The sequence below is a fragment of the Pantoea sp. B9002 genome (assembly GCF_013385945.1).
GTDB lineage: Bacteria > Pseudomonadota > Gammaproteobacteria > Enterobacterales > Enterobacteriaceae > Pantoea.
Map to the genome: position 1 here is coordinate 1 of NZ_JACAPA010000067.1, position 4,207 is coordinate 4,207.

Below are 4,207 nucleotides of genomic sequence, written 5' to 3' on the forward strand. Positions count from 1 at the left end.
CCGCAACCCGGTTATCGACTATGCCGCAGATAACGTCGGCAGCGTGCGCGACCCCCTCGGCAACGGCGACACCACCGACGACACCACGCCAACCCTGCACGGCACCGCCGCCGCCAACAGCGCGTTCACCCTGCGCTATCGTCTTGACAGCGGCAGCTGGACCAGCGTCAGTCTCACCGCCAACAGCAGCGGCAACTGGAGCTGGACGCCACCCACGCTGCAGAACGGCAACTGGACCTTTGAGGTGCAGAAAGCTGGCCAGACCGGCTGGGACAGCCTGGAGTTAATCATCGACTCCACTTCTGACCGCAACCCGGTTATCAGCTACGCGGCGGATAACGTCGGCAGCGTGCGCGACAACCTCAGCAGCGGCTCTACCACCGACGACACCACACCGACGCTGCACGGCACCGCCGCTGCTAACAGCGAGTTCAGCCTGCGCTATCGTCTTGAAAGCGGCAGCTGGAGAACTGTTAAGCTCACTTCCGACGACAGCGGCAACTGGAGCTGGACGCCGCCAACGCTGCAGAACGGTAACTGGACCTTTGAGGTGCAGAAGGCCGGTCAGACTGGCTGGAACGGCATGGCGTTAACCATCGATACCACGTCTGACCGTACCCCGCTCATTGAGTACGCAACGGATAATGTCGGCAGCGTGCAGGATAATCTGTTTAGCGGCGATACTACCGACGACAACACACCGACGCTGCGCGGCAGCGCCGCTGCCAACAGTGAGTTCAGCCTGCGCTATCGTCTCGAAAGCGGCAGCTGGACCACCGTGAAAGTTAACTCCCAGCCTAACGGCGACTGGGGCTGGACCCCGCCGGCGCTACAGAACGGTAAATGGACCTTCCAGGTGCAGAAAGCGGGTCAGAGCAACTGGGACAACATGGTGCTAGTCATAGACACGGAATCCGAGCGCAGCCCGGTTATTGACTACGCGGCAGACAACGTCGGCAGCAAGCAGGACAACGTGTTCAGCGGCGGAACCACCGACGACACCACGCCAACCCTGCACGGCACCACCGCCAACAACGGCATGGTGTACCTGAAGGCTGTGAATGGCACAGACTCGCAGGTGTTCTCTTTTAAGGCAGACGATGCGGGTAAATGGCAGTGGACGCCGTCAAGTAACCTGGCGCTGGGTGACTGGTCGTTCCAGGTGAGTAAAGCTTCGGGCAGCGGGTTTGGTAATGCGTTTGATTTGAAGATTGGGAAGTCAAATAATTATTCGGATACTTTGGATTTCGAATCACTCCCGAATAATATTCCTGATATTTTTGTTGCAAATACATTGTATCAATACTCAGACGCAGTCAAAATTAAGGCTATATCATCTTATGCTACTGTTCCCGTAGTTTCGACAGAATTCGTTAATGATTCATCATTTGGTGAAAAGGCAATATCATTGGAACAACGATATGATGCCATTGTAATAAGTTTCGACACTAAGGACTATGATGCTCACCTTGCGGTATCTTTTAGCTTCCAGGTATATAATGCTTCAACCAGAGCAATGAAATTTTCTTTCATTTTCGGTCAAAGACAGACTGATGTTGATTTACAACCCGGGGTAAACACAATAACATCTGATATGTATAGCTATTATGATAATATAACCTCCTCAGAACTTTACATTTACAATAATTATGGCGGTCGCTTCTTGGTTGATAATATTAGCTGGCAAACAAAATTTGATTCTGAAAAAGAATCAACATTCGATATCCAAAATAATAATTCGCCTGATATTATTGGTGCTGATGAAATTAATAATACCTCAAGCTTCGGCAATGAAAATCACATCGACCCTCTGCAACTAACCGGTAAAGATCAGATTCTCGATCTCACCGCGCTGAGCAGTAAAATCGAATCCGTTGAAATTTTCGATATCACCGGAACCGGCGATAATACCCTGAAGCTGGATCTCAACACCCTGCTACAGCACGGTGAAAAAGATCTGTTTATCGAAGACGGTAAAACTCAGCTGGTGGTTAACGGCAATGAAGGCGACGTGGTGCAGCTGGTTGATATTCTGCCGGAAGGTAGCGATATCAGCGAATGGCAGCATCAGGAAGGCACCGTGACCGTTGCGGGCGTGGAATATAACGTATATAGCCACGACGATGCGGAACTGCTGGTGCAGCAAGGGGTGAAAACCGAGCTGATTTAATATCGGGTTAATTAACCACTAAATAACGTTAAATATAAGCCATCGCAAAATTTGTGATGGCTTTTTTATTGCGAATGATAGACCGAATAATCCGTAGCGGCGCGATTTATCGCGCGGATTGAGGGTGATTCGGTGTCCATAATGCGATTGCGAAATCAATTACGCCGTTACGTTGGGTGCGGTGGTTTATATTTATGTTAATAATTAAACCAGCTGCGCATGAATGCGCACCCTATGAAAAAAAATTTCACCCACAATAATAAATTTCATAATTAACCCGTAGGATCGCCATTAATGGTGACCAGCAACTATCGCTTTGTGCTTTGAGACCTTTCTCGTCTGCATAAATTACCACTTCGATTACCTTTCCCGCCGGCCTCGCGGGTTTCAGTGCACGCCTCAGCGCGTGGCTGAACACGCAAATCAATACCATTAACTTAAGTTATTAATAGAAGGACCTTTATCGATGAATATTCTTGACTACACCGGAACCAAATTTATTAATAGCCCGATTGATCTGCCGACCATCGGTGGCAATTCCGGCGAGATAGGCAAAACAGGTGTGGTTGTAAACATCTACATTGGCATTAAACTCTTCACCGTGCCGGTTGACCCAAAAACCGGCCTGTTTACCTGGACTGCAACGGAAGCTTTCCCGGATGGCGATTACAGCGTTTCGATTTCAACTGTAGACCGCGCCGGCAACGTGGGTGCGCCAACCTTACGCACGCTGCGTATTGATACCACACCACCCGAAGCCCCTGAATTGCTCAACCTGTACGACGATCAGGGTGGCAAGCAGAGCAGTTTCGATCCAGGCCAGACCACTGATGATAAGCGTCCAAAGCTGACCGGCATCGCGCAGGCAGACGCCATAGTTTATCTGCGCGACGCAGACGGCAACACCATTGGCAGCGCACGCGCCGATAAAGTCACCGGCAAATGGGAAATGGAGCCCGTTCAGGACCTCAGGGATGGCGACAATAATTTAACGCTGGTTGCAGAAGAAACCTTCGGCGGCGTGACGCGTGAAGGTGCACCATCTGCATCCTTTAAGATTATTATCGGTGCAGACAGCGGCACCCTGCCGCGGGACACCATCATCATTACTCAGGCGATTGATGACGCAGGCAGCGCGACCGGCGTACTGAGCAACGGCGCACTGACCGATGACACCACGCCAACCCTGAACGGCGTGGTTTCTGCGGGCAGCACCGTGACCGTTTACTATCGTCTGGCCGGCAGCAATATCTGGGCCGGCAGCGCCACCGCGAGCGTAACCGGCGAAAGCTGGACCTGGACGCCAGACAGCGCCCTGCCAACCGGAACTTACGAGTTCCAGGCCAGCATCGGTGATAAATCCAGCGCGCTGTTTTCGCTGGATATTGCTGCAGGCGCCGACGACATCCAGAAAAAAACCCGCATTGACTCGGCACAGGACGATTTTGGTACCTGGCAGGGCCCGCTCAGCAACGGCGCCATTACCGATGACACCACGCCAACCTTGAGCGGCCGCGGCGAAGCCAACGGCAAAGTCGTGGTTCGTTACGGTGTGCCAGCCAATACCGTCGTGGTTGACGTAGACAGCAGCGGCCACTGGACGTGGACGCCTGCTCCAGCACTGACTGCGGGCAACTGGAACTTTGACGTGCAGCCGCAGGGACACACCAAATGGTCTGAAACCTTCTCGCTGAGCATCACCGATGCCAGCGGATTTAACCCGGTAATTACTCATGCATACGATGACGTCGGCACGCCAGGCAACCTGGCTAACGGCGACACCACCGACGACACCACCCCAACCCTGCACGGCCGCGCCGAAGCCAACAGCACCCTGACCCTGCGCTACCGCAGCGGCACCGGCAGTTATGCGTCGGTACAGGTTGACGCTGACAGCGCCGGCAACTGGAGCTGGACGCCGCCCGCGCTGCAGAACGGCAGCTGGAGCTTTGAGGTGCAGAAGGCCGGCCAGAGCGGCTGGAACGGCCTTTCGCTGACCATCGACTCCAGCGCCGACCGCAACCCGGTTATCGACTA

2 protein-coding genes are annotated in these 4,207 nt (G+C 53.2%); both read left to right on the plus strand.

The features are described 5' to 3' along the window. The coding region (locus tag HX773_RS24905; RefSeq protein ID WP_176973739.1) for an Ig-like domain-containing protein at positions 1-2,170 on the plus strand (2,170 nt) is incomplete at its 5' end. A 466-nt stretch (positions 2,171-2,636) separates the two neighbouring features. Next, positions 2,637-4,207: Ig-like domain-containing protein (locus tag HX773_RS24910; protein WP_255433328.1), on the plus strand; the 1,571-nt coding region annotated here is incomplete at its 3' end.